Source organism: Afipia sp. GW821-FHT04G03 (assembly GCF_059419985.1).
This window is the reverse complement of record NZ_JBWKSV010000002.1, coordinates 512,362-534,670: the sequence shown is the minus strand read 5'-3', so window position 1 is coordinate 534,670 and position 22,309 is coordinate 512,362. Positions and strand designations below refer to the sequence as shown.

Here is a 22,309-nt window from a genome sequence, read left to right as displayed (position 1 = left end):
TACGTGTCTTTATGTGAGCAATCGCTCACCGTCGTGGCCGGCGATCACAATGCTGCGGACCGTGTTCTGTTCGCCACCCGCAATCGCAACCGGAACGAAATGCTCGGTGCGTCCCTGCGTCGCGCTTTCGATCAGTACATGGCGCGTGGCGCCCACCTCCGACGCCAACCGGCGACGCAACGCCGCTTCACCGATCGCGCGCAATCGCCTGGCGCGCTCCTTGATGATGCGGCCGTCGACCTGCGGCATGCGCGCCGCCGGCGTGCCGGGACGCGGCGAATACGGAAACACATGGAGGAAGGTGAGATCGCACTCGTCCACGAGATCCTGCGAGCGCGCGAACATCTCTTCGGTTTCGGTCGGGAAGCCCGCGATGATGTCCGCGCCGAACGCCATGTCCGGCCGCAGCCGCCGCACCTGCTTGCAGAAATCAATCGCATCGGCGCGGGTGTGCCGCCGCTTCATGCGCTTGAGAACGAGATCGTCGCCGGCCTGCAGCGACAGATGCAAATGCGGCATCAGCCGTTCGTCAGTGGCGATAACATCGAGCAGATCGCGATCCGCCTCGATGGAATCGATCGAGGAGATGCGCAATCGCTTCAGGTCCGGCACATGCTTCAATATCTGCTTCGTCAGCGCGCCCAGCTTTGGCGCGCCCGGCAGGTCCGCGCCGTAACTCGTGAGATCGACGCCGGTCAGAACGATCTCGGCGTGCCCGGCCTCAACGAGTGCCCGCACCTGATCGACCACCGCGCCCATCGCCACCGAGCGCGAATTGCCTCGACCGTAGGGAATGATGCAGAAGGTGCAGCGATGATCGCAGCCGTTCTGCACCTGCACGAACACACGCGGCATCCCGCTCTGGAATCCCGCTGCCAGATGCGGGGCCATCTCGGTCACCGCCATGATGTCGGAGACGGCGATCTTTTCGCGCGACACGCCCGGGTCTATCTCGAACGCTCTGTGCGTTTCACGCCACGCGCCGCCGTGCATCTTGTCGTCATTGCCGAGCACGCGATCGACTTCGCTCATCTGCGCGAACATCTGCGTCTGGGTCTGCGCCGCGCAGCCGGTGACCACGATGCGCGCATCGGGCTTGTCACGCTTCAGCTTGCGGATGGTTTGCCGCGCCTGCGCGACGGCTTCGTTGGTGACGGCGCAGGTGTTGACGACGATGGTGTTGCGAATGCCGGCGCTTTCCGCCTCGCGCCGGATCACCTCCGATTCGAAGGTGTTCAGCCGGCATCCGAAGGTGACGACATCGACGGTCATCTCAGGCGACGTTGGTGAAGAGCGCCGGATCGAAGCGGCCTTCGAATTCGAACGCTGCGGGTCCCGTCATCAAAACATGATCGTCCTGCGCGCGCCACTCGATGGTGAGGTCGCCGCCCGGCAGCGTCATGTGGACCGTGCGCTCGGTGCGCCGCAGCCGCGCCGATGCCACTGCCGTGGCGCATGCCGCCGAGCCGCACGCTCTCGTCAGCCCCGCGCCGCGCTCCCATGTCCGCATGACGATGTGCTCGCGGTCCACGATATGCGCGAGCGTGATGTTGGCGCGATCCGGAAAAATCGGATGATTTTCCAGCAGCGGCCCGAAGCGGCCGAGATCGTAGGCCTCGATGTCATCGACCCAGAAGATCGCGTGCGGGTTGCCCATGCTCACGACCGACGGCGTATGCAGAACCGGCGCGTCGATCGGCCCGATCTGCAATTCGATCGAGCGCGTATCGCGAAATTCCTCGGCAAGCGGAATGTCCTGCCAGCCGAACTTCGGCGCGCCCATGTCCACCGTATAGAGATCGGGCGACGGTCCTTGCCAGCAGTTCAGAAGTCCCGCACGAGTCTCGAAGGTCAGCGCCGACTTGCCGGTTTCTTCAAACACCTGACGCGCCACGCAGCGCATCCCGTTGCCGCAGGCGGCGGCTTCGGAACCATCATTGTTGAAAATGCGGATGAAGGCGGCCGTACCCTGAACGCGCGGCGGTTGCAGCACCATCAACTGGTCATAAGGCACCCCGGCAGGAGCCGCGATCGCACGTGCCTCATCGGGGGTGACGGTCGCCGCCGAATCGCGCAGATCAACAACGACGATCTCGTTGCCGATACCGTTCATCTTGGCGAAGCTGTGGTTGGCGAGCGTGCTCATGATCCGGTCTATATGGCGAATGCAGGCCGACTTGACCAGTGCGCCTGACAGGCCAGTGGGGTGCCTCGCGATCGCCCAGTTTGCACCGCATGTCAGTCGGAAGCGGTTCGTGGTAAACTGAATTCGCTTCGCTGCCGGACAAATGACCCTGCTGACGCCTTCGGAGACCATCGAATGAGTAATGCCCGTGTTGCCGTCCTGGTCGTTCTGGCGCTGGTCGTCGCCGCGGCGGTCTGGACCAAAATCCCGATGGGGCCGGTGCAGCCCCCGGCCGTTCCCACGGCCACCGCGCCGCCGCCTGCCCCGGCACCCGCAGCTTCGAAGGACGCGCCGCCGGCCACGCCTCCCCCGGCAGCTTCGACGACGACGCCTGCGACCCCGGCAGCGCCAACGGCGGATGCGCCCGCAACCCCACCTGCGGCACCTCAAAGCCCCGCCGCCGAAGCCCCGTCGGCGGCGCCAGCCGCGCCCAGCATCCAGACCGGCGACGCATTCGGCGCGGAGCAGACCCTGACCGCGAAAAAAGTCGTGATCCTGAAGGGCTCCGCGTCCTGGGATGCCGCGTTCGAGACACTGGTGGGATCGCTGAAAACGCTGTCGGAATTTCTCGACAAGCAGGGCATCAAGCCTGCCGGCTCGTCACTGATCGTCTACACCTCGACCGACGATGCGGGCTTTACCTATCAGGCCGAAATTCCGGTCGATCAGGATCCGAAAAATCTCGCCAAAGGCATGAGCGTCGGCAATTCACCCGAAGGACCGACGTTGAAATTCATCCATCGCGGCTCATACGACAACATGGACAACACGTATGAGGCGATCACCAACCATCTCGATGAAAAGAAACTCGAAGCCAAGGACACGTTCATCGAAGAGTACATCACCGATCCATTGACGACGACCGAGGACAAGCTCGTCATCAACGTGTTCGTGCCGCTGAAATAGAACTGCCGTTTAACCAGAATAGCCGCTCACATAGAACTTGGAGTTATCAATGCGCGTCCGCACCCTCATTACTGCGATGGCCCTTGCCGCCACGGCATCGTCGGCGTTTGGACAGACAACGCCGCCAACCATTACAGTGAACGGCGAGGCGACGATTTCGGTGCCGCCGGATCTCGCGCAGATCGACAGCGGCGTGACCACCGAGGCAAAGACGGCGCGCGAGGCTTCCGAGGCCAACAACAAGGCCATGGGCATCGTGTTGCTCGCGCTGAAAAATGGCGGCATCGCGGAAAAGGATTTCCAGACCTCGCGGTTGTCGCTGTCGCCGCAGAGCGCGCCGGGGCGCAATCCCAACGCGCCGTTCCAGATCACGGGCTATCGCGCGAGCAACCGCGTCACCGTCACCATTCGCGACATCACCAAGGTCGCCGACACCATCGACGTGCTGGTCGGCGCCGGCGCCAACGAGATCAGCGGCATCAGCTTCTCGGTCTCAAAGGCATCGAAGCTGCTGGATGACGCGCGTTCCGAGGCGATCGCCGATGCGCGGCGCAAGGCGGAAATCTACGCAAAGGCCGCGAGCATCTCGCTCGGCGCGCCGCTAAGCATTTCGGAAGAAACCACGCCGGGTCCGGTGCCCTATCGCAAGATGGTGGCAGGAATGGCGGCCTCCGCGCCTGTTGCACAAGGCGAGGAAACGCTGCGGGTGACGGTGAGCGTGTCCTACGAGATAAAACCGAAAGCGCAGTAAAATCGGCTAGATCTCGAACACCTGCCCCGGCTTCAGCGCGACGAACTTTTCCCGCGCGACGCCGGCGGCATCGAGCGCGGTCGCCAGATCGTTGACCGGCGCGTCAATGGCCTCGTCGGTCAGTTGAAACGTGCCGTGATGATGCGCCAGCGCCATCTCGGCTCCGCAGTCGGCCAGCGCCTTCACCGCATCCTCGGGGTTCATGTGCTGATCGCGCATGAACCAGCGCGGCTCATACGCACCAATCGGGAGGATCGCCGCGCGCAACGGACCATGCGCGTCCTTCACGCGGCGGAAATGCGTGCCGGTGCCGTAGCCCGAATCGCAGACGATGTAGATCTTGCCTGCGGGTGTTTCCAGCACGAAGCTCGCCCATAAAGCCTTGTTGCGATCGAACAGGCCGCGCGCGGTCCAGTGGCGCGTCGCCACCAGTGTGACCGCGACGCCGTTGCCGATCTCGACGCGATCGTTCCAGTCGAACGCTTCGGCGCGGATCGCGGCATCGTTGGCAGCCATGGTGACATCGTTGCCGAGCGGCGTGATGACGCGCGGTGAAAATTTTGCAGCGAGTCGCGAGAGAGTCCGGGCATCGAGATGGTCGTAATGTCCGTGCGAGACCAGAACCACATCGATCGGCGGCAGGGCACCCAAGGCGATGCCGGGATCGTTGGCGCGCTTCGGTCCGGCGAAGGACACCGGCGACGCGCGCTCCGACCACACCGGATCGACCAGGATGTTGAGGCCCGCAGTCTGGATCAGCCAACTCACGTGTCCCACGAACGACAGCCGCACCTTGTCGCCGGTGACTTGCGCCGGCGGCGTATCGGCATAAGGGCTCGGCGCACGGTCCGGCCATTTGGCCGCCGTCTTGGTGGCCTGCCAGCGCAGGACCTCCCAGAGTTTCTTGGGCGGCGAGCCGTCGGGATCAAAAAAAGTGGTTCCGTCGAAATGATCGGACGGCGGACCAGCATAGGTTTTCATACGGAAAATCCAGAAGGACGGCAGGCCCACGGCGACCGCAGCGCCGGCGAGCAGACCAAAAACACGGCGGCGGGTGAGGTTCATGAGGTCCAGGAGGCCGGAAATGGCCTGTCGGAGCAACAGTTAGGTTCCGCGAAGGCCCACCGCAACCCGCCCCAAAATCAGCATTTTTCGGTCTTTTCTTGACTTTTCGGGCTATGGGCGGTTTAACCCCCGCACTTCTCGAAAAGACGTTCTTTTCGACCCGCCGCCCGGTCCAAGAGACCGGAGGTCAACGCCCGACAGCGCTGTGCGCCCTCGGGCGTAAAGGTGTTTGGAATTTCCTGTCCCTGCCGGGACATGAGCAACGGGATACAACGCGGCGATGTTCGACAATCTGTCGGAAAAGCTTGGAGGCATTCTCGATCGGCTGACGCGGCGCGGTGCGCTGTCGGAAGCCGATGTCGATGCCGCCATGCGCGAGGTGCGCCGTGCGCTGCTCGAGGCCGACGTCGCGCTCGACGTGGTTCGCTCCTTCACGGAGAAGGTCCGCGAGCAGGCTATCGGCGCCACTGTCGTCAAGTCGGTGACGCCCGGCCAGATGGTGGTGAAGATCGTCCACGACGAGCTTGTCGCCATGCTCGGTGCCGACGGCCAGCAGATTGATCTCAACTCGCCCGCGCCGGTCGCGATCATGATGGTCGGCCTTCAGGGCTCCGGCAAAACCACCACCACTGCGAAGCTGGCGCGCCGCCTGACCCAGCGCGACAAGAAAAAAGTTCTGATGGCGTCGCTCGACGTCTATCGCCCGGCCGCGCAGGAGCAACTTGCTGTGCTCGGCCGCGATCTCTCCATTGAGACTCTGCCCATCGTTGCGGGACAGAAGCCGGTACAGATCGCGCAGCGCGCGCTGCAGGCGGGCAAGCTTGGCGGCTACGACATCGTGCTGCTCGATACCGCGGGCCGCACCACCCTCGACGAAGAGATGATGACGGAAGCGGCGGAGGTGAAAACCGCCGCGCACCCTCATGAAGTGCTGCTGGTGGCGGATTCGCTGACCGGTCAGGACGCGGTCAATCTCGCGCGTGCGTTCGACGAACGCGTCGGCCTCACAGGCATCGTGCTGACGCGCGTGGACGGCGATGGCCGCGGCGGCGCTGCGCTCTCGATGCGAGCCGTCACCGGCAAGCCTATCAAGCTGATCGGTACCGGCGAAAAAGCCGACGCGCTGGAAGATTTTCATCCGTCGCGCATCGCGGGCCGCATTCTCGGCATGGGCGACGTGGTGTCGCTGGTCGAAAAGGCTGCCGCGCATATCGACGCCGAAAAAGCCGCGCGCGTCGCCGAGAAGATGCGCAAGGGCAAGTTCGATCTTGCCGATCTGCGCGATCAGCTGACGCAGATGCAGACCATGGGCGGCCTCGGCGGCCTGATGGGCATGATGCCCGGCATTGCGAAAATGAAGAACCAGATCAACGCGGCGAATCTCGACGACAAGGTCGTGAAGCGCCAGATGGCGGTGATCGATTCGATGACGCGCGAGGAGCGCAAGAATCCCGACATCCTCAAGGCCAGCCGCAAAAAGCGCATCGCCGCAGGCGCTGGTTTGAAGGTCGAGGAGGTCAACAAACTGCTCAAGATGCACCGGAACATGGCCGACATGATGAAGGCTATGGGTCAGGGCAAGCGCGGCCCGCTGGCGGGCATGGCGCAGGCGATGGGCTTCGGCGGAGGCGGAATGCCGTCAGCCGACGCCATGAAGGAATTGGCGGCGAAGATGCCCGGCGGAATTCCGCAAGGCGCGCCCTCGCTGCCGAAAGACTTTCCAGGCCTTCCGGGGCTGGGAAAACCGACATTGCAGGGCCTCGGCGGATTTCCGGGGATCGGCAAGAAGAAATAACACGAACAGTTTTCACACCATTCGAACACACCAACGGAGAAATAAATGTCAGTCGTTATCCGCCTCGCACGCGCAGGCACCAAGAAGCGCCCGGTTTATCACGTCGTCGTCGCCGATTCGCGCTTCCCGCGCGACGGCCGCTTCATCGAGCGTCTCGGCCACTTCAACCCGCTGCTGCCGAAGGACAACGAGACTCGCCTCAAGCTCGACATGGAGAAGGTCAAGGCCTGGCTCGCCAAGGGCGCGCAGCCGTCGGACCGCGTGATGCGCTTCCTTGATGCAGCCGGCGTGAAGAAGCGCGAGCCGCGCAAGAACCCGGAAAAGGCCGTGCCGCGCAAGGAGCGCAAGGCCAACGCTGAAGCCGCCGCCAAGGCGTAAGGAATCTCGTGACAAAAGCAGCGCAAATCTGCGTTGCACGAATCGGCGCCGCGCATGGTGTGCGCGGCGAGGTGAAGTTGTGGCCCTTCACCGAAGACCCCATGGCGGTCATCGACTACGGCCCGTTGTCGACCAAAGACGGCGCGCGTCAGTTTGAAGTGGTGCGCGCCCGGATCGCGAAAGATCATCTGGTCGCGGTGCTGAAGGGCATCGCCACGCGCGAAGACGCCGAGCGCGTCAACGGTATCGAACTCTATATCGCGCGCGACAGGCTGCCGCCGACCGAGACGGGCGAATACTATCATGCCGACCTGATCGGACTGCGCGCCGTCGATGTGGCGGGCGCGGCCATTGGCAAGGTTCTCGCGGTGCATAATTTCGGCGCCGGCGACATCATCGAAATCGCTCCGCCGCAGGGGCCGACACTGCTGCTGCCGTTCACAGATGCGGTGGTGCCTACCGTCGATCTCGCGGACGGTCATGTGGTGATCGTCATGCCAGGCGAGATCGAAGGCGACACACCGGACACCGCGGACATCTGAAATCAGGACCACCGACATGTGGCGCGCCACCGTGCTCACGCTGTTTCCGGAGATGTTTCCCGGCCCGCTCGGCATCAGCCTCGCGGGCAAGGCGCTCGCATCGGGATTGTGGGCGCTGGAGGCGCGCGACATTCGCGATGCCGCCACTGACAAGCACCGCAGCGTCGATGACACCCCGGCCGGCGGCGGACCCGGCATGGTGCTGCGCGCGGACGTGCTGGCGGCGGCCATCGATAGCGCAAATACCGATCCCGCCCGCCCGCGCCTGCTGATGAGCCCGCGCGGCGCACCGCTGACCCAGAACAGGGTCGCGGAACTCGCCGCCGGCCCGGGCCCCATGATCGTCTGCGGCCGGTTCGAGGGGGTCGATCAGCGGGTCATCGAGGCCCGTGGGCTCGAGGAAATCTCCGTGGGGGACTATGTCCTGTCGGGGGGCGAAATCGCCGCCCTGGCCCTGATAGACGCCTGCGTGCGGCTTCTGCCGGGGGTCATGGGTAAGCTAAGTTCCGGAACCGACGAGAGTTTCTCGGATGGATTGCTGGAATACCCCCAATACACCCGGCCCCAGATGTTCGAGGACCGTCCGATTCCGGATATTCTGGTGTCCGGCGACCACGCCCGGATCGAGGCCTGGCGGCGGGCCGAGGCCGAGGCCCTGACAAAAGCCCGGCGGCCGGACCTCTGGGCGGCCAAAAAAGCCCAAAACACCTTCCCGAAGCCGCCAAAAAACACGACGAAAGGGTGACAACCCGCCGGTGATGGCGTATACGACCGGCCAATCCGTGCACGTGCTGGATACGAATTTCCGCGCAGCCCCTTCCGGGCGCGCCGCCGATGGAGTTTTGCGATGGACCTCATTCAAGAAATCGACAAGGAGCAGCTCGAAAAGCTCTCCGCCGGGAAGACCATTCCCGATTTCGGACCGGGCGATACCGTGATCGTCAACGTGAAGGTTGTCGAAGGCGAGCGTTCGCGCGTGCAGGCCTATGAAGGCGTCTGCATCGGCCGTCACGGCGGCGGCATCCATGAGAGCTTCACCGTTCGCAAGATTTCATACGGCGAAGGTGTCGAGCGCGTGTTTCCGGTTTATTCGCCGATGATCGACTCGATCAAGCTCGTGCGCCGCGGCAAGGTACGTCGCGCCAAGCTGTATTATCTGCGCGGTCTGCGCGGCAAGTCGGCGCGTATCGTCGAGAAGCAGGACAACCGCGAAGCGCCGAAGGCGGCTTCCGGCGCATAATCAAGCAACGCTTGATGATTTGAAATCAAAGCGCGGCTCATGGCCGCGCTTTTTTCTTTGGCCAGCTTAGCATAGCCCGTAGCGCTATTTCTGCTTGAGCGGCCCGTTCATGATCCAGCGATGGCCGAACGGGTCGCGCACAATGGCGGTTCGCGTACCCCAGAACGAATGGGTCGGCGTCACCTCGCCTTTAGCACCAAGCTTCGTGGCGCGCGCGAACACGTCGTCCACCTGTTCCGCACTCGAGAATTCCAGACTGACCGACATGGTCACCGGCTCTCCCGGCAATGGCGTCCGCGCCGTGCCGAATTCTGGAAACGCATCCGACAGGAACAACGCACCGCCGTTGATCTCGAGTTCGCAATGCAGGATGCGCAGGCCGTCGAGTGCCGGCATCAGCGCCTTCTGCTTGGCGTCGAAAGCGGCGGTGTAGAAGGCGATCGCGCCCGCAGCAGGGGTAACGGTCAAATAGGGCGCAACCGGCGGGCGTGCGGTCATTGTGCGATCCTGCGTAAGCTATTATGTCGTCAGGATACTTTCCCCCCTCCCGTTAAGCGAGTAAAAAGGGGCGGAACTGAAAACCCGCGGCCCGGAGGCCGCAACACCCATCCGGACAGGTTAATCGGACACCCAATGGCCAAAGCGACCACACTCTACGACAAGATCTGGAACGACCATCTGGTCCACGAGGCCGAGGACGGCACCTGCCTGCTCTATATCGACCGGCATCTTGTCCATGAGGTGACCTCGCCGCAGGCCTTCGAAGGACTGCGCACGACCGGCCGCAAGGTCCGTGCGCCGAAGAAGACGCTCGCCGTGGTTGATCACAACGTCCCGACCACCGATCGTTCGAAACCGAATCCCGATCCGGAAAGCGCCGAACAGATCGCAGCGCTCGCGGAGAATGCGCGCGAGTTCGGCGTCGAGTACTTCAACGAGTTCGACAAGCGTCAGGGCATCGTGCATGTCATCGGCCCCGAGCAGGGCTTCACGCTGCCGGGCACGACGATCGTCTGCGGCGACAGCCACACCTCGACGCATGGCGCGTTCGGCGCGCTTGCGCACGGCATCGGCACGTCGGAAGTCGAACACGTGCTCGCCACGCAAACGTTGATCCAGAAGAAAGCAAAGAACATGCGCGCGACCGTCGATGGCGCATTGCCCGACGGTGTCACCGCGAAGGACATCATTCTGGCGATCATCGGCGAGATCGGCACCGCAGGCGGCACTGGCTTCGTGCTCGAGTACGCCGGTGAGGCTATTCGCGCGCTGTCGGTCGAAGGCCGCATGACTGTCTGCAACATGTCGATCGAAGGCGGCGCGCGCGCAGGCCTGATTGCCCCCGACGAGAAGGCCTACGAATTCCTGAAGGGCCGCCCGATGTCGCCGAAAGGCGCCGACTGGGATGCCGCCATGCGCTACTGGGAAACGCTGCGCACCGACGACGGCGCGCATTTCGATGCGGAGATTCGTCTCGATGCCGCGAAGCTGCCGCCGATCGTGACATGGGGCACGTCGCCGGAAGACGTGGTGTCGATTTCAGGCATGGTGCCGGACCCGGCGAAAATCGAGGATGAAGCCAAGCGCCTCTCCAAGCAGCGCGCGCTTGAGTATATGGGCCTCGTCGCCGGGACGAAGATCACCGACATCAAGCTCGATCGCGTCTTCATCGGCTCCTGCACCAATGGCCGCATCGAAGACTTGCGCGCCGCCGCGAAGGTTGTCGCCGGCCACACCGTCAACGGCAATCTCAATGCGATGATCGTGCCGGGTTCAGGTCTCGTGAAGGAGCAGGCCGAGGCCGAAGGGCTCGACAAGATTTTCATCAAGGCCGGCTTCGAGTGGCGCGAGCCGGGTTGCTCGATGTGCCTCGCGATGAATCCCGACAAGCTGTCGCCAGAAGAGCGTTGCGCGTCGACCTCGAACCGCAACTTTGAAGGCCGTCAGGGCTTCAAAGGCCGCACCCACCTGGTGTCGCCTGCCATGGCCGCAGCCGCAGCGATCGCCGGACACTTCGTCGATATCCGCGAGTGGCATACAACCTGAGCAGGCCAACCCCCGTCTCATCGCCGATGACATAAAAACAGGCGCTCTTTCGAGCGCCTGTTTTTGTTTGGTGGTTCGGGGCGAATTTAGAAGCCAAAGCCGAAACCGATCGCCGGTCCGAAGCCATAACCGTAACCATAAGGCCGATAGCCGTAGCCATATGGACGATAGCCGTAGCCATAAGGGCGGTAGTAGCCGTACGGCCGATAATAGTAAGGCCGCGGACGATAGTAGTAAGGCCGGTAGTAGGGACGATAATAGGGCCGGTAATAACGCGGGCCATAATAATATCCGTAACGCCGATAGTGGCGGCGGCGCGCACTGACATCCGTCGGCTTGGCATCGGCCAGACGCGCATCATGCGACACCGCAGGCGTCGGCTGTGCGGCGCTCGCAGGCGCAAGTGACATCCAGCCGGCAATTGAAAGAGCGGCAGCGACAGCCGCGGCTCCCACGAACTTTCTCATTGCAGTTCTCCTCAGATCGTTGCTCCACACGTTTAAGATAACGCGCACCACCGATTTCCGTTCACCACTCCGCCAACTAGCCAGCGTTGAATCTTGGGCCCGGGCGGGACCGCCTTCCGCTTCAAGCGGAATAAACAATCTGCCCCGTCCGGCATTAGGATGACTTCGGATTTGCAGCAAGATCATGACGCGGGCATTTCACCGTTTTGGTAAAGGCGCCGTTGTCGGCCGACGCGACATCAGTACCAGTGATGGCGGCGATGCCAGTGATGACGGTGGTGCCAATGGCGGCGGTGGTGCCAGCCATGGTGCCGATGCCAGCCGCGATGCCGGTGCCAGCGGTGATGGCCGCGCCAATGGACCTGCGTCGTGACATCCTCGGTTGCCAGCTTCGTAGAAGTCGAAGCGGCCGGGTTGAGAAGCGACACCGCCTGCGCACGGTCAACTGGCGCTGCGACCGCCAGCAGGCCGGCAACGGCCGCAAGCCCGAAAATTGTTCTGACGTTCATCTTCATGAATTCTCTCCCTTGGTCTGCGAGTTGAAACGAACCCCGGCGCATCGCGTTCCATCGATGCCGATGCATGTCCACGCCGGACGACGTGGCAGCAGGCTAAAAAGAGCGAGGTGAATGCGTCCTGAATGTCCGCGCCGTATTCATGAACGCACTTTCAGCGTTGCCGTTCGTGAACCTGAAACAAGACCGGCGCGTATCTCTGAAAGGAACCAGAGGAGAGTTGTGATGGCGCACGTCTCACGATTGATGCTCGCAAGCAATGCATTGATGATGTTGCTCGCAGGTCATGCCCACGCGTCGCAAGGACCGGGCACTACGCCGGGAACAGCCGGCACGTTCACGCAGGTGGCGATGGCCATCGCTGTTTATGGATTATGCGCGGCGGCGATTGCCGCGGGCGCAATCGGCACGTTCAGGAAAAAATGAGACTATGAAAACAATCGCGCGGAGTGCGGGTTACCCGCGCCAATGGCAGTTCATGCGCGGCACGATCACCGTTCCGCTCGGACGGTATTCCTGCTCGTAATACGTGTTGCAGACCCGCACCGAATTCGGCCCCGGATAATTTGAACCGCGATAGACCGGGACGCGGCGCGGTGCGCGCCGAATGACCCTGCGGCTCTGCGCGGAAAAGTCCTGCACCATCGGCCCTGAAGTCCGCGCCTGTGGCGTCGCCGCGACCGCCGGCGTCTCTGCCCGTGCACTGCCTGGCATCGCCAGCGCAATCGCGCCCGCGCAAAGACCAAAAAGAATTGCCGAAGTCCGCATCATGGTGGCGTCCCGTGCTTTCAATTCGCGTTCCGTGAGCGGCAACGTCTCCGATTGAGACGGGCGCGTCAACATCAAGAAGCCGCCGGTCGAAGCCCTGCTGCGGCAATCCAGCGTCCGATGCACTCTTGGCCCCGCCCGCCAAGCCCTCTAAACAAGGCCGATGTGGCCGACAGCAAAATCCCCCACCCTTGAGGACATCGAATCCATCGCGCATGACGCCTACGCGCGCCTGCCCAAACATTTCCGGGACCTGTGCGAAGGACTGATCATCCAGACCGACGACTTCCCCTCGGATGAGGTTCTCGAGGAGATGAAAGCGCAGAGCGAGTTCGATCTGCTCGGGCTCTTCCAGGGCGTCGGCCTGCCGTTCCGCTCGAGCGGCGATATCGCGCCGATGCCGAACATGATCTGGCTCTATCGTCGCCCCATCCTCGATTACTGGGCCGAGCATGACGAGACGCTCGGCCATATCGTCACGCACGTTCTGGTGCACGAGATCGGCCACCATTTCGGCCTGTCGGACGACGACATGGAGGCCATCGAGGCGAGCGTGATCTAAGGCGTGATCCCGAAAAGCGGGATCCGGTTTTCGGACAAGATCTGCCCCTTCACGCAGCGCACGCCGCACGTCTGCGCATGGCGTTCATGATGTGTCCTCCCTCAGCGCATAGCCTTGACGGCCACGATGATGTATTTAGAACAGCTCAAATTGCATCCGGTTCACGGGAACATCATGGACAAGTTTACGACACTCGAAGGCGTGGCGGCACCCTTGAAGATCATCAATGTCGACACCGACATGATCATCCCGAAGCAGTACCTCAAGACCATCAAGCGCACTGGCCTCGGCAAGGGCCTGTTCTCCGAACAGCGCTACAAGGACGACGGCAGCGAGAACCCGGATTTCGTGCTCAACAAGCCTTCCTATCGCAAGGCCAAGATTCTTGTGGCCGGCGACAATTTCGGTTGCGGATCGAGCCGCGAACACGCGCCCTGGGCGCTGGCCGACTTCGGCATCCGCTGCGTCATCTCGACGTCGTTCGGCGATATTTTCTACAACAACTGCTTCAAGAACGGGATCCTGCCGATCCGGGTGTCGCAGGACGAACTCGACAAGCTGTTCGACGACGCCGACCGCGGTGCCAACGCCACGCTGACAGTCGATCTCGAAAAGCAGGAAATCCGCGGGCCCGACGGCGGCACGATCAAGTTCGAGATCGATCCGTTCCGCAAGCATTGCCTGTTCAACGGCCTCGACGACATCGGCCTCACGATGGAGAAGGGCCAGTCCATCGACGTGTTCGAGGCGAAGGAAAAAGCCTCGCGGCCGTGGTTGTAATTTAGTTCGTCTTCAAAGCCGTGATCGCGTCAGCAATCGCGATAGTGCGCTTCGCCATCTCGACATGCAGCCGTTCGACCATTTGTCCGTCGAGCTGAACCACACCCTTGCTGGCGTTTTCCGGCAGATCGAACACACCCATGATCTTGCGCGCTCGGGCGATCTCATCCGCCGGTGGCGTATAGGCCGCGTTCGCCGCGTCAATCTGGCCCGGATGGATCAGCGTCTTGCCGTCGAAGCCCATATCGCGGCCCTGCGCGCATTCTTTCGCGAAGCCGGCGACGTCGCTGATGTCGTTATAGGGGCCGTCGAGAATTTCGAGGCCGTAAGCCCGCGCGGCCAGGATGCAATGCGCGAACAGCGGCAGCATCGCCGTGCGCCCCGGCAGCATCCGCATCCGCGTCTCGCGCGCGATGTCGTTCGGCCCCATGATGAAGCCCACAAGCCGTTTGTCGCCTTCGCGCGCCGTGGCCGCAATCTGTTCCGCAGACAGAACGCCGATCGGCGTCTCGATCATCGCCCAGAGGCCGATCGCCGGATCGGCCTTGAGCACGCGCAGACGCTCCTCAAGCTTTTTCACGTCATCCGGACTTGAGATTTTCGGCACCAGAATTCCGTCCGGCCGCGCGGCCGCAGCCATGGCCAGATCGTCTTGCCACCACGGCGATTCCAGATTGTTGATGCGAATGATGATTTCGCGCCTGCCGAAACCCCTGGCCGCGACTGCTTCCGCGATCTGGTCCCGCGCCACAGGCTTGGCGTCGGGCGCGACGGAATCCTCAAGATCCAGGATCACGCCGTCGGCCGGAAGGTTGCGCGCCTTGTCGAGCGCCCGTGCATTGGAGCCCGGCATGAACAAGACACTGCGGCGCGGACGGTTCATCGTTTTGTTCCTGAATTCGGATTGCCTGCGTTAGCACTTCGGATCACGGCCCGAAAGACTTGTCCCGGGCTGCCAGCTAGGTTAGCCAACGGGGGAAAATTTGCGAGGCTTCCCATGTCGCCCTTTCCTGAACGCCTGCTTGCCGGCTATCAGGCCTTCGTCACCGAGCGCCTGCCCACCGAACAGTCCCGTTATCGCGAACTGTCCCAGGGCGGCCAGTCACCTGAATCCATGGTGATCGGGTGCTGCGACTCCCGCGTCTCTCCGGAAGTGATTTTCGATGCTGGTCCCGGCGAACTGTTCGTGGCGCGCAACGTCGCCAATCTGGTCCCGGTCTATCAGCCTGACGGCAATGCGCATGGCGTATCGGCGGCGCTGGAATATGCGGTTCAGGTCCTGCAGGTGAAGCATATCGTCGTACTTGGCCATGCGCAGTGCGGCGGCATCCGCGCGTTCGTCGACAAGAGCGCGCCGCTGACGCCCGGCGACTTTATCGGCAAATGGATGTCGATGTTCGTCAAGCCGGGTGAAATCGTCGAGCAGCGCGACCACGAAACGATGCAGCAATTCGTCACGCGAATCGAGAAGGCAGCGGTGCTGCGCAGCCTCGAAAACCTGATGACATTTCCGTTCGTGAAAAGTCCCGTCGAGAGCGGCAAACTGCGACTGCACGGCGCTTATTTCGGCGTCGCCGAAGGTTCATTGTCGATCGTCGATCAGACCACGAACGAGTTCAGCCGCGTCTATCACAGCGTGTTGAGCAACTAGTGGTTTAATGTCCGGCCTTGTCGGACGCGCCGTGGCCGCCGAGCCGGTCCGACCACACGATCAGCAGCGTCGAAACCACGAACACGAGATGGATGCCGGCCAGCCAGCCCATCTTCTGCGCATCGAACGCCACGTCGATATTCATGAAAGCCTTGAGCACCTGGATCGCCGAAATCGCGACGATCGACGCCAGCAATTTTTGCTTCAACCCCGCGAAGTCGACCTTGGTCATCCATTCCGGCCAGTCCGGATGGCCGCGCGGATCGATCCGTGACACGAAATTCTCGTAGCCCGAGAACACCACGATCAGGATCAGGTTGCCCGTCAGCGACACGTCGATCAGCGACAGCACGCCGAGAATGATGTCGGATTCCTTCGCCGCCGGCGCGTGAAGCACAAACTCGATCAGCAGCAGCACGAATTTGTAGAGCAGCACCACAAGGCTGACGACGAGGCCGAGATAGAACGGCGCCATCAGCCACCGGCTGTTGAACAAAACCGTTTCGAAACCGTATTCGGCCCGCTTCAGCGAAGGATTCGGCTGGTAGGCAGCGGGTGTGGGATGCTCCGAAGGTTTCTCTGACATCCCCCCACCCGTGCCGGTTTGCTTAAGCCGCTTTTTTCTTCGCGCTGATCAGCTTGCGGTTGACGAGACATTCTGCGATCTGGACCGCGTTCAGCGCGGCGCCCTTGCGCAGGTTGTCCGACACGCACCACAGCACGAGGCCGTTCTCCACCGTGGCATCCTCGCGGATACGGCTGATGTAGGTGGCGTCCTCGCCCGCAGCTTCATACGGCGTGACGTAGCCGCCCGGTTCGCGCTTGTCGATCACGAGACAGCCCGGCGCATTGCGCAGGATGTCGCGGGCTTCATCGGCCGAAATCGGATTCTCGAATTCGATGTTCACCGATTCCGAATGGCCGACAAACACCGGGACGCGCACGCAGGTCGCGGACATCTTGATTTTGGGATCAAGAATTTTCTTGGTCTCCATCATCATCTTCCACTCTTCCTTGGTGTAGCCGTCCTCCATGAACACGTCGATTTCCGGAATCACGTTGAACGCGATCCGCTTCGGGAATTTCTTATTGATGAGTTCGCTGTTGGTATAGACGGCCTTGGTCTGCGTGAACAACTCGTCCATCGCATCCTTGCCCGCGCCGGACACCGACTGATAGGTCGACACCACCACGCGCTTGATCACCGCCTTGTCGTGCAGCGGCTTCAGCGCGACCACGAGTTGCGCGGTCGAGCAATTCGGATTGGCGATGATGCCCTTCTTCGTGAAGCCCGCGACAGCATCGGCGTTCACTTCAGGCACGATCAGTGGAACATCCGGGTCCATGCGCCAGGTCGAGGAATTGTCGATCACGACAGCGCCGGCAGCAGCGATCTTCGGCGACCACTCCTTGGACACGGCTCCGCCCGCCGACATCAAGCAGATGTCGACATCGCTGAAATCGTAATGCTCGAGCGCTTTGCATTTCAGGGTGCGGTCGCCATAGGACACCTCGACGCCCATGCTGCGGCGCGAGGCGAGTGCCACCACCTCATCAGCAGGAAACTTGCGTTCGTCCAGAATGTTGAGCATTTCCCGGCCCACGTTGCCGGTCGCTCCAACTAGCGCAACCTTGTAACCCATCGTTGACTCTCCGAAGAAAAAAGCCTCGCCCTGACCGTCCGCGGAAAGGGAAGAGGCAGCGCTTCTATGCGAAAAACCGCCCAAATACAACGCAGAAGCAACTGCGGGGGCAGGTCTGGCGTCAAGCGGCGGAAGTTCGCGATCCGTGGCTACGGCGGTGGCTCGTTCCCGTTTTCAAAGACCGGAACAGAACGTCCGCCCAGAGTCGCCCATGAACCCGACCGCGCTCGACCAGCCTGTCCTGAACACCTCCGGTATCCATCCGGCGCTGCGCAGCTTCGCCGACGAATGCGGCGCGGTCGCGGTGCGCATCCTGGCCTATATCTGCGGCCTCACGGTCCTCGCGGTTCTCGCCGTTGATCTGTTCTCGGCAGCCCCGGTTGCCGCCAACACCCAGATGCCGGCTCTGCGCGGCTGGACACCGGCCAGCCGGCCGCATCCGGCATTCGCGATCAGCAAGCTGGATTTATCCGACAGAACAGATGCTTACGAAATCCTGCGGCACCCGGAAGGGGGCCGCAAGGACACCCTGCGCTGGGCGCTTACGGCGAGTGAGCCGCCGACCGCCGAGGTCGAAATCTACCGTCCCGGCGGCGAACTCGACGGCTTTGCCGCCGCCGACGCCGACGTCGCGGCCCGGATGGCCGGTCATCCGACCAGGGACCTGACCGGCGACATCGAGCCCGCGGGCGTCATCGACACCAAATTCGGACGGGTCACGCTGCTGCGTTTGAGCGGGGCTGCCCTTCCCGGCAAGCAGGCCTGCCTTGGGTTCGTCAAAACCTTCACCGCGCCCAACCTCAGGATCAGCGGGTGGGCCTGTCAGGCCGACACGCTGAGCGGCCAGAGGGCATTTCTCGGCTGCACGCTGAACCGGCTGACGCTGCTGTCGGCGGGCAACGATCCCAGGATGGCCGAACTGTTCGCGCGAGCCGAATTGAAACGCGACACTTGCAGCACCATGACCACGGCTTCCGCGAAATGGGCTTCGGCCAACTGGATCACCACCCGCGACGCGCCGCCGCTTCGCGGCGGACTCACACAAGATTGAAATTCTGCAAACTGAAATTCTGGAATTCAGGAATCGGACAATGTCTTTCGAGCGAGGCCATATCGAAACCGCCGGCAATTACGCCGGCAAGGCGGTACGCTATTCCTTCTACGCTGTAGGAACGATTGTACTCGCCCTCATCGGCACGACGATCATACGTGTCTCGAATTTCTTCGATCAGCCGACCCGCGTCAGCACCAAGGCCTCTTTCGAGATCACGTCGCCTGACATCGCGCGGCTGTCATCCACGCGCAACTCGGCGAAATTCAACGCGGGATGGCAGGAAACCGTGCAATACGGCCAGGTTTACGACCGCAACACCGACTTCACCCTCGTGGTCAACATGCCGTCCAATCCGGATACGCCGGTCGTCCGTGACTATTCGTCGGAGATGTCCAGCCTGCGTCCGCTGCTGCGCACGGCCTATATGGGAGGGGTGAGCAACTACTACGATCTTCAAACCCGCTTCGGGCCGGTCCGCGCCGCGAATTTCCAGATCAACTCCGACGGCCAGACCAAGCTCTGCGTCTCGTATCTCAGCCGCTTCGACACCACCGCCGTCTACATCAAGGGCTGGTATTGCGAAGCCAGCGGCGCGCGCCCGAACTTCCATACGCTGGCCTGCATGATCGACCGCATCACGCTGAAGGGCGTGCTGCCGACGGCGGCGGCGCAATCCTTCTTCGAGGAACGAATAAAGCGCTCCGCGCGTTGCAGCGCTGAGCCCGTGTCGCAGACCACGGACACACGGCCGCCGCGACCGCCTCGCCGCCTCTGAAGACTGGAATCGCACCTTCCCGCCCTATCTTGAGCACGGGCGGAACGATCCTCTGGCAAGTGTGGCCCATTGGTCCTTGTGGGAGGCTACCGGAAACGGGTATGGTGCGGCGCAATTGAGAATGTGACGAGGATTCAATGGCTTTGAAGTACCCGGGCGCGAAAACACTGGCGATATTGCTGGCAACGGCCGCGATTGCGACCGCCGGATTCGGGGTTACCGCCGCCGATGCCCAGACCCGGAAACGCGTCATTCAGGACGACCCGACCTATGACGGTCCGCCGCGCAAAGCAGTCAACTCGTCCTACCAGAGAGGCCGGACCCGCGTTTACGTGACGCGCCGCTCCTGGCTCGACGCCGGCACCGAAGTGCGTCCCGGCGAGCGCAAGTTCACCGATTACGCCTTCCCGCCCGGCTACTCCTACGGCCAGCAGATCGACCGGCTGTACACCAGCCGCCGTCCGCTCGGCGATCAGTGGGACACCGGCACGCCGTTCCCGTTCCCGCTGTACTGATCTCCGGTTTTGGGGTCATGCCCCAACAAAAATGCCCGGCGCGAGCCGGGCATTTTTCATAAGGCGATCCGGTGACGAACTTCGCCCCATAAGGCGAAATGGTGTCACGCGGTCAGAGCGTCCAGTTCGGCAACAATCGCCTCGCCCATCTGCGATGTGCTGACCACGGTCGAGCCCTCGGACTTGATATCGCCGGTGCGCAGCCCCTTCGCCAGCGTCGATGCGATGGCTTGATCGATCAGGTCCGCTTCCTTCGGCATGTCGAACGAATAACGCAGCGCCATGCCGAACGAGGTCAGCATCGCGACCGGATTGGCCAATCCCTTGCCCGCGATGTCCGGCGCCGAACCATGCACCGGCTCGTACAGCGCCTTGCGCTTTTTGGTTTTCGGATCGACCTCGCCCAATGATGCCGACGGCAGCATGCCGAGCGAACCGGTCAGCATCGCCGCGATATCCGAGAGAATGTCGCCGAACAGATTGTCGGTGACGATGACGTCGAACTGCTTGGGCTGACGCACGAGCTGCATCGCGCCGGAATCGGCGAGCTGATGCTCAAGCTGGACGTCCTTGTATTCGCGCGCATGCACTTGCGTCACGACTTCCTTCCACAACACGCCGCTCTTCATGACGTTGTGCTTTTCCATCGACGTCATCTTGTTGCGGCGCTTGCGCGCCAGTTCGAACGCGACGCGCGTGATGCGCTCGATCTCGTAGGTGTCGTAGACCTGCGTATCGACGGCGCGCTTCTGGCCGTTGCCAAGATCGGTGATGGTCTTCGGCTCGCCGAAGTAAACACCGCCGGTGAGTTCGCGCACGATCATGATGTCGAGCCCCTCGACAACTTCTTTCTTGAGGCTCGAGGATTCCGCCAGCGCCGGATAGCAGATCGCCGGACGCAGATTGGCGAACAGCGCCATGTCCTTGCGCAGGCGCAAGAGGCCCGCTTCGGGGCGCGCTTCATAAGGAACGTCCGCCCACTTCGGGCCGCCGACCGCGCCGAAGATCACCGCGTCCGCCGCCTGCGCGCGCGCCATGGTGGCGTCGGTGATCGCAACCTTGTCGGCATCGTAGCTCGATCCGCCGACCAGACCCTGCTCGGTCTCGAATTTCGCAATGCCGCGCTTGCCGAACCAGTCGATGACACGCGTCACCTCCGCCATCACTTCGGTGCCGATACCGTCGCCGGGAAGAAGCAGCAGCTTGTGCGTCGCCATGATCGATATGCCTTTGGAATCTTGGATTGTCTGCATTTTCAGGAATTGAGGATTGTCCGCAATTCGCGCGGACTTGCTAAAGCGCCCTTGCAGAATTGGCAAGACACCATTGCCCTCACAAGATTGGTCAACACCAGCCGAAGCTGCCAAAGTGGCGGTCCTGCCGGAGCATTTCCCGTGACACTCCCCGATTCCACCCCGTTCGCGCGCCCCCTGCGCATGATCCTGATCCTGTCGCTGGCGCCCGCCATCGGGCTCGGCATCGGCCGCTTCGCCTATTCGCTGGTGCTGCCGGACATGCGCGACGCGCTCGGCTGGTCCTATTCGACCGCGGGCTTCATGAACACGGTCAACGCCATCGGCTATCTCGCCGGCGCGCTGGGCGCGGCTTCCTTTATCCGCCGCGTCGGCCTGTTCCGCGCGACATGGATCGGCGCGCTGGCCTGCGTCATATCGCTAATGATCTGCGCGCTGTCCGGCAATGTCGTGATCTTCAGTTTCGGGCGTCTGCTCTCGGGTCTTGGTGCCGCGGCGGCTTTCGTCGGCGGCGGCGCGCTCGCGGCCACCATCGCGCAATCGCGTCCGGCGCAATCGGCCTTGCTGCTCAGCCTGTTCTATACCGGACCGGGCACAGGCCTGATCGCATCGGGACTGGCAGCACCCTTCCTGCTGCAATATTTCGGTCCCGGTTCGTGGTGGATCGTCTGGACGGCGCTAACGATCATTTCCGCAGCGATGATGATTCCGCTGCTGTTCAATCGCATCGACATCCCCGCGAACGAAGAGGCGTCAACGCCGGCGTCCATTCAGCTGCGGCCGATCGCCCTTTATCTCATCGGCTATTTCTTTTTCGGCGCGGGCTACATCGCCTACATGACCTTCATGATCGCCTATGTGCGCGACGGCGGCGGCGATGCCCTCGCGCAGAGCGGCTTCTGGTGCCTGATCGGCGTGATGTCGTTTGTCGGGCCATGGCTATGGCGCGGCTTGATGGGACGGAACAATGGCGGCCTCACCACCGCGATCATGATCGCCGTCACGTGCGTGGGCACCTTCATCGCATTGCTCGGAACATCGCCGTTGCTGCTGATCGCCTCGGCTTTCGTGTTCGGGCTGGCGTTCTTTCCGGTGGTTGCCGCCACCACGGCTTTTGCGCGCCTCAGTTACCCGCCGGCAGCCTGGCCCAAAATCATCAGCATTCTGACCATCGACTTCGGCCTCGGGCAGACGCTCGGCCCGTTCGTCACCGGCGCAATCACCGACGCCACGGGCAGTCTGTCCTCCGCACTCGCCGTCTCGACGGCAGCGCTGGTGCTGAGCGCGGCGCTGGTTGCGCTTCAGCGGCCGGTGCAGCCGTAAACTCGCGAACTCGTCACTACAAAAAAAAATGTCGCCCCGGCGTTCGCCGGGACGACATGTTGGGATATGCGAAAAGCGCGTGCGACGAAGAGGAA

At 62.5% G+C, this 22,309-nt stretch carries 27 protein-coding genes; 16 read left to right on the top strand and 11 right to left on the bottom strand.

The genetic code is table 11. The features are described from left to right. Positions 1–9: 9 nt before the first annotated feature. Both mtaB and dapF read right to left on the bottom strand, forming a co-directional pair. The gene (gene mtaB / locus AC07UB_RS11855) at positions 10–1,272 is read right to left on the bottom strand and encodes a tRNA (N(6)-L-threonylcarbamoyladenosine(37)-C(2))-methylthiotransferase MtaB (protein WP_492791308.1); all 1,263 of its coding nucleotides are present in this window, start codon (positions 1,270–1,272) and stop codon (positions 10–12) included. A gap of 1 nt (position 1,273) precedes the next feature. After that, a complete protein-coding gene (gene dapF, locus AC07UB_RS11850) occupies positions 1,274–2,146 on the bottom strand; it encodes a diaminopimelate epimerase (protein WP_492791309.1) in 873 nt (290 codons plus the stop codon). Positions 2,147–2,320: 174 nt separating this feature from the next. Here dapF and AC07UB_RS11845 point away from each other — a divergent pair, with 174 nt between their 5' ends. Both AC07UB_RS11845 and AC07UB_RS11840 read left to right on the top strand, forming a co-directional pair. Further along, entirely contained in the window at positions 2,321–3,091 is a 771-nt protein-coding gene (locus AC07UB_RS11845; RefSeq protein WP_492791310.1) for a GyrI-like domain-containing protein, read from the top strand. 49 nt (positions 3,092–3,140) lie between these two features. Continuing rightward, on the top strand, positions 3,141–3,842 hold the full coding sequence (locus AC07UB_RS11840) for an SIMPL domain-containing protein (protein WP_492791311.1): 702 nt from the start codon (positions 3,141–3,143) through the stop codon (positions 3,840–3,842). 6 nt (positions 3,843–3,848) lie between these two features. Here AC07UB_RS11840 and AC07UB_RS11835 read toward each other — a convergent pair whose 3' ends face one another. Beyond that, the gene (locus tag AC07UB_RS11835) at positions 3,849–4,907 is read right to left on the bottom strand and encodes an MBL fold metallo-hydrolase (protein ID WP_492791312.1); all 1,059 of its coding nucleotides are present in this window, start codon (positions 4,905–4,907) and stop codon (positions 3,849–3,851) included. Positions 4,908–5,187: 280 nt separating this feature from the next. On the opposite strand from AC07UB_RS11835, the gene ffh reads away from it, so the two are divergent. From ffh to rplS, 5 genes are all read left to right on the top strand, one after another. Next, entirely contained in the window at positions 5,188–6,702 is a 1,515-nt protein-coding gene (ffh, locus tag AC07UB_RS11830; RefSeq protein WP_494653125.1) for a signal recognition particle protein, read from the top strand. A 45-nt stretch (positions 6,703–6,747) separates the two neighbouring features. Then, entirely contained in the window at positions 6,748–7,080 is a 333-nt protein-coding gene (gene rpsP / locus AC07UB_RS11825; protein WP_492791314.1) for a 30S ribosomal protein S16, read from the top strand. 8 nt (positions 7,081–7,088) lie between these two features. Next, positions 7,089–7,622 (top strand): ribosome maturation factor RimM, encoded by a 534-nt coding sequence (rimM, locus tag AC07UB_RS11820; protein WP_492791315.1) that lies wholly within the window; start codon positions 7,089–7,091, stop codon positions 7,620–7,622. A 16-nt stretch (positions 7,623–7,638) separates the two neighbouring features. Beyond that, the gene (gene trmD / locus AC07UB_RS11815) at positions 7,639–8,367 is read left to right on the top strand and encodes a tRNA (guanosine(37)-N1)-methyltransferase TrmD (RefSeq protein WP_492791316.1); all 729 of its coding nucleotides are present in this window, start codon (positions 7,639–7,641) and stop codon (positions 8,365–8,367) included. A 102-nt stretch (positions 8,368–8,469) separates the two neighbouring features. Continuing rightward, positions 8,470–8,862 (top strand): 50S ribosomal protein L19, encoded by a 393-nt coding sequence (rplS, locus tag AC07UB_RS11810; RefSeq protein WP_492791317.1) that lies wholly within the window; start codon positions 8,470–8,472, stop codon positions 8,860–8,862. Positions 8,863–8,946: 84 nt separating this feature from the next. Here the strand turns inward: rplS and AC07UB_RS11805 are convergent, their stop codons facing one another. Further along, positions 8,947–9,360 carry a VOC family protein gene (locus tag AC07UB_RS11805; protein WP_492791318.1) on the bottom strand — a complete coding sequence of 138 codons (414 nt, stop codon included), beginning with the start codon at positions 9,358–9,360 and terminating at the stop codon, positions 8,947–8,949. A gap of 135 nt (positions 9,361–9,495) precedes the next feature. Between AC07UB_RS11805 and leuC the strand changes: the two genes are divergently transcribed. Next, complete coding sequence (leuC, locus tag AC07UB_RS11800; RefSeq protein WP_492791319.1) at positions 9,496–10,908, top strand: 3-isopropylmalate dehydratase large subunit; 1,413 nt, start codon at positions 9,496–9,498, stop codon at positions 10,906–10,908. Between the two features lie 86 nt (positions 10,909–10,994). Here the strand turns inward: leuC and AC07UB_RS11795 are convergent, their stop codons facing one another. Further along, positions 10,995–11,375: a hypothetical protein gene (locus AC07UB_RS11795; protein ID WP_492791320.1), complete on the bottom strand. Its 381-nt coding sequence runs from the start codon at positions 11,373–11,375 to the stop codon at positions 10,995–10,997. 154 nt (positions 11,376–11,529) lie between these two features. After that, positions 11,530–11,751: a hypothetical protein gene (locus AC07UB_RS11790; RefSeq protein ID WP_492791321.1), complete on the bottom strand. Its 222-nt coding sequence runs from the start codon at positions 11,749–11,751 to the stop codon at positions 11,530–11,532. Positions 11,752–12,004: 253 nt separating this feature from the next. Between AC07UB_RS11790 and AC07UB_RS11785 the strand changes: the two genes are divergently transcribed. After that, positions 12,005–12,316 (top strand): hypothetical protein, encoded by a 312-nt coding sequence (locus AC07UB_RS11785; RefSeq protein WP_492791322.1) that lies wholly within the window; start codon positions 12,005–12,007, stop codon positions 12,314–12,316. Positions 12,317–12,346: 30 nt separating this feature from the next. Here AC07UB_RS11785 and AC07UB_RS11780 read toward each other — a convergent pair whose 3' ends face one another. Next, positions 12,347–12,661, bottom strand: coding sequence for a hypothetical protein (locus AC07UB_RS11780; RefSeq protein WP_494653119.1), 315 nt, complete (start codon positions 12,659–12,661; stop codon positions 12,347–12,349). 160 nt (positions 12,662–12,821) lie between these two features. Here AC07UB_RS11780 and AC07UB_RS11775 point away from each other — a divergent pair, with 160 nt between their 5' ends. Together AC07UB_RS11775 and leuD are read left to right on the top strand one after the other, a co-directional pair. Continuing rightward, complete coding sequence (locus AC07UB_RS11775; protein WP_492791324.1) at positions 12,822–13,220, top strand: metallopeptidase family protein; 399 nt, start codon at positions 12,822–12,824, stop codon at positions 13,218–13,220. A gap of 174 nt (positions 13,221–13,394) precedes the next feature. Beyond that, the gene (gene leuD, locus AC07UB_RS11770; protein WP_492791325.1) at positions 13,395–14,000 is read left to right on the top strand and encodes a 3-isopropylmalate dehydratase small subunit; all 606 of its coding nucleotides are present in this window, start codon (positions 13,395–13,397) and stop codon (positions 13,998–14,000) included. 1 nt (position 14,001) lies between these two features. On the opposite strand, the gene AC07UB_RS11765 is transcribed toward leuD, so the two are convergent. Continuing rightward, entirely contained in the window at positions 14,002–14,883 is an 882-nt protein-coding gene (locus AC07UB_RS11765) for an HpcH/HpaI aldolase/citrate lyase family protein (RefSeq protein WP_492791326.1), read from the bottom strand. Positions 14,884–14,997: 114 nt separating this feature from the next. Here AC07UB_RS11765 and AC07UB_RS11760 point away from each other — a divergent pair, with 114 nt between their 5' ends. Next, entirely contained in the window at positions 14,998–15,651 is a 654-nt protein-coding gene (locus AC07UB_RS11760) for a carbonic anhydrase (RefSeq protein WP_492791327.1), read from the top strand. 4 nt (positions 15,652–15,655) lie between these two features. On the opposite strand, the gene AC07UB_RS11755 is transcribed toward AC07UB_RS11760, so the two are convergent. Both AC07UB_RS11755 and AC07UB_RS11750 read right to left on the bottom strand, forming a co-directional pair. Continuing rightward, on the bottom strand, positions 15,656–16,237 hold the full coding sequence (locus tag AC07UB_RS11755; RefSeq protein WP_492791328.1) for a TIGR00645 family protein: 582 nt from the start codon (positions 16,235–16,237) through the stop codon (positions 15,656–15,658). 22 nt (positions 16,238–16,259) lie between these two features. Next, positions 16,260–17,294, bottom strand: a complete 1,035-nt coding sequence (locus AC07UB_RS11750) for an aspartate-semialdehyde dehydrogenase (protein ID WP_492791329.1) — start codon at positions 17,292–17,294, stop codon at positions 16,260–16,262. Positions 17,295–17,505: 211 nt separating this feature from the next. Between AC07UB_RS11750 and AC07UB_RS11745 the strand changes: the two genes are divergently transcribed. The 3 genes from AC07UB_RS11745 to AC07UB_RS11735 all read left to right on the top strand — a co-directional run bounded on the left by AC07UB_RS11745 (position 17,506) and on the right by AC07UB_RS11735 (position 19,638). Further along, the gene (locus AC07UB_RS11745) at positions 17,506–18,345 is read left to right on the top strand and encodes a hypothetical protein (RefSeq protein WP_492791330.1); all 840 of its coding nucleotides are present in this window, start codon (positions 17,506–17,508) and stop codon (positions 18,343–18,345) included. A gap of 40 nt (positions 18,346–18,385) precedes the next feature. Continuing rightward, positions 18,386–19,123, top strand: a complete 738-nt coding sequence (locus AC07UB_RS11740; RefSeq protein WP_492791331.1) for a hypothetical protein — start codon at positions 18,386–18,388, stop codon at positions 19,121–19,123. 137 nt (positions 19,124–19,260) lie between these two features. Beyond that, positions 19,261–19,638, top strand: a complete 378-nt coding sequence (locus AC07UB_RS11735; RefSeq protein WP_492791332.1) for a hypothetical protein — start codon at positions 19,261–19,263, stop codon at positions 19,636–19,638. A 104-nt stretch (positions 19,639–19,742) separates the two neighbouring features. Here the strand turns inward: AC07UB_RS11735 and leuB are convergent, their stop codons facing one another. Continuing rightward, on the bottom strand, positions 19,743–20,855 hold the full coding sequence (leuB, locus tag AC07UB_RS11730) for a 3-isopropylmalate dehydrogenase (protein WP_492791333.1): 1,113 nt from the start codon (positions 20,853–20,855) through the stop codon (positions 19,743–19,745). A 177-nt stretch (positions 20,856–21,032) separates the two neighbouring features. On the opposite strand from leuB, the gene AC07UB_RS11725 reads away from it, so the two are divergent. Beyond that, positions 21,033–22,214 carry a YbfB/YjiJ family MFS transporter gene (locus AC07UB_RS11725; RefSeq protein WP_492791334.1) on the top strand — a complete coding sequence of 394 codons (1,182 nt, stop codon included), beginning with the start codon at positions 21,033–21,035 and terminating at the stop codon, positions 22,212–22,214. The last annotated feature ends 95 nt before the right edge of the window (positions 22,215–22,309 follow it).

Bases quoted from the DNA above. Each gene is read 5' to 3' on its own strand.
- rpsP (WP_492791314.1), top strand. From the start codon at position 6,748: ATGTCAGTCGTTATCCGCCTCGCACGCGCAGGCACCAAGAAGCGCCCG.
- AC07UB_RS11790 (WP_492791321.1), bottom strand. From the start codon at position 11,751: ATGTCACGACGCAGGTCCATTGGCGCGGCCATCACCGCTGGCACCGGC.
- AC07UB_RS11740 (WP_492791331.1), top strand. From the start codon at position 18,386: ATGTCTTTCGAGCGAGGCCATATCGAAACCGCCGGCAATTACGCCGGC.
- AC07UB_RS11760 (WP_492791327.1), top strand. From the start codon at position 14,998: ATGTCGCCCTTTCCTGAACGCCTGCTTGCCGGCTATCAGGCCTTCGTC.
- mtaB (WP_492791308.1), bottom strand. From the start codon at position 1,272: ATGACCGTCGATGTCGTCACCTTCGGATGCCGGCTGAACACCTTCGAA.
- trmD (WP_492791316.1), top strand. From the start codon at position 7,639: ATGTGGCGCGCCACCGTGCTCACGCTGTTTCCGGAGATGTTTCCCGGC.
- dapF (WP_492791309.1), bottom strand. From the start codon at position 2,146: ATGAGCACGCTCGCCAACCACAGCTTCGCCAAGATGAACGGTATCGGC.
- leuD (WP_492791325.1), top strand. From the start codon at position 13,395: ATGGACAAGTTTACGACACTCGAAGGCGTGGCGGCACCCTTGAAGATC.
- AC07UB_RS11765 (WP_492791326.1), bottom strand. From the start codon at position 14,883: ATGAACCGTCCGCGCCGCAGTGTCTTGTTCATGCCGGGCTCCAATGCA.
- rplS (WP_492791317.1), top strand. From the start codon at position 8,470: ATGGACCTCATTCAAGAAATCGACAAGGAGCAGCTCGAAAAGCTCTCC.
- AC07UB_RS11735 (WP_492791332.1), top strand. From the start codon at position 19,261: ATGGCTTTGAAGTACCCGGGCGCGAAAACACTGGCGATATTGCTGGCA.
- AC07UB_RS11840 (WP_492791311.1), top strand. From the start codon at position 3,141: ATGCGCGTCCGCACCCTCATTACTGCGATGGCCCTTGCCGCCACGGCA.
- AC07UB_RS11780 (WP_494653119.1), bottom strand. From the start codon at position 12,661: ATGATGCGGACTTCGGCAATTCTTTTTGGTCTTTGCGCGGGCGCGATT.
- AC07UB_RS11745 (WP_492791330.1), top strand. From the start codon at position 17,506: ATGAACCCGACCGCGCTCGACCAGCCTGTCCTGAACACCTCCGGTATC.
- leuC (WP_492791319.1), top strand. From the start codon at position 9,496: ATGGCCAAAGCGACCACACTCTACGACAAGATCTGGAACGACCATCTG.
- AC07UB_RS11795 (WP_492791320.1), bottom strand. From the start codon at position 11,375: ATGAGAAAGTTCGTGGGAGCCGCGGCTGTCGCTGCCGCTCTTTCAATT.
- AC07UB_RS11805 (WP_492791318.1), bottom strand. From the start codon at position 9,360: ATGACCGCACGCCCGCCGGTTGCGCCCTATTTGACCGTTACCCCTGCT.
- AC07UB_RS11845 (WP_492791310.1), top strand. From the start codon at position 2,321: ATGAGTAATGCCCGTGTTGCCGTCCTGGTCGTTCTGGCGCTGGTCGTC.
- ffh (WP_494653125.1), top strand. From the start codon at position 5,188: ATGTTCGACAATCTGTCGGAAAAGCTTGGAGGCATTCTCGATCGGCTG.
- leuB (WP_492791333.1), bottom strand. From the start codon at position 20,855: ATGGCGACGCACAAGCTGCTGCTTCTTCCCGGCGACGGTATCGGCACC.
- AC07UB_RS11750 (WP_492791329.1), bottom strand. From the start codon at position 17,294: ATGGGTTACAAGGTTGCGCTAGTTGGAGCGACCGGCAACGTGGGCCGG.
- AC07UB_RS11755 (WP_492791328.1), bottom strand. From the start codon at position 16,237: ATGTCAGAGAAACCTTCGGAGCATCCCACACCCGCTGCCTACCAGCCG.
- AC07UB_RS11835 (WP_492791312.1), bottom strand. From the start codon at position 4,907: ATGAACCTCACCCGCCGCCGTGTTTTTGGTCTGCTCGCCGGCGCTGCG.
- AC07UB_RS11775 (WP_492791324.1), top strand. From the start codon at position 12,822: ATGTGGCCGACAGCAAAATCCCCCACCCTTGAGGACATCGAATCCATC.
- AC07UB_RS11785 (WP_492791322.1), top strand. From the start codon at position 12,005: ATGCGTCCTGAATGTCCGCGCCGTATTCATGAACGCACTTTCAGCGTT.